General features: G+C 73.8%; 1 protein-coding gene. It reads left to right on the top strand.

Translation table 11 applies throughout. The features are described from left to right. Positions 1–1122: hypothetical protein (locus AC27VN_RS42050; RefSeq protein WP_490880598.1), on the top strand; the 1122-nt coding region annotated here is incomplete at both ends.

Here is a 1122-nt window from a genome sequence, read left to right as displayed (position 1 = left end):
GCAGGCGATCGGCCTGGGCCTGGCGCCCGTGGGCAGCGATGGAACGCTGCCGGCGGGCCAGGCCTCGTCCGCGGGACTGCGGCTGGCCGACGACTACCTGGTGGAGGCAGGCAGCGCGATCCCGTTCGGCTTCTCCGCGACCGTGACCCGGGTCGCGCCGGGGCAGAAGATCGGCGGCCCCCTGGTGCCGATCATTTCGGCGCAGAAACCGCTGACGCTGGCCGCGGACTGGGTGATTCCGCCGGGCGTGGCTTCGGCGCAGTTCAGCACCGCGCCTTTCTTCGCGGGACCGGGCACGCGCGTGCCCAAGGGTGCGGTCATGACGGCCCTCAACCTCGCGGGCAGCGCCACGGTCACGGTGGCGGCCGATGCCTTCCCCGACGGCATCCCGGTCAAGCCCGTGACGACGGTGTACGCGGCCGGCGCCCTCGTCGCGCAGCCGCTGGTGATCGCGGCGGGCACGCTGCTGCAGCCCGGCACGACGCTGCCGGTCGACGTGGCGGTCAAGCCGGTGCTGACGCTGCGCGGCGCGCTGTTCGAGAGCGGCTTCGCCCACTACGAGATCCACGGCCATGACGGCGTGACGCTGCCCGCCGGCGCGACGCTGGACGTGGCCATGCCGGTCTACCGCTGGGACGGCAGCCGGCAGGCGCCGGCCACCGGCACCGACCCCGCGCAGGCCCTGCAGCGCTGGACCCCGCCGCTGTACGAGGAACATCCCGACAGCGCACGGCTCGCGCAGCGCCTCGGCGCCGACCTGGTGCTGCTCGCCGGCTCCGCGTACGACGCGAGTTCGCCCATCGTGCTGGGCGAGGGCTCGACGCTGTCGGTCGATCCCGGCCAGTCCATCTCGCTCTTGAGCAGCGGCGGCCAGGTCACGCTCGAGGGCCGCGTGAACGCCTGGGGCGGCGCGATCGCGGTGAACACGCGCTACCCGTTCTTCCACGGGGCGGCCAGCAGCTTCGTCGATGGCCGGTCGATCTGGGTCGGCGAGCATGCGGTGCTCGATGCCGCGGCGCGCGCCTACGTGGCGCACGACAGCGAAGGCCGCGCCTACGGCGTCGCGCCCGATGGCGGTTCGATCACGCTCGGGCCCACCGACGACTTCGTCGTCATCCGCCC

The organism is Variovorax sp. 20P10.2.4 (assembly GCF_058244205.1).
This window is presented reverse-complemented; position numbering and strand designations above follow the sequence as displayed.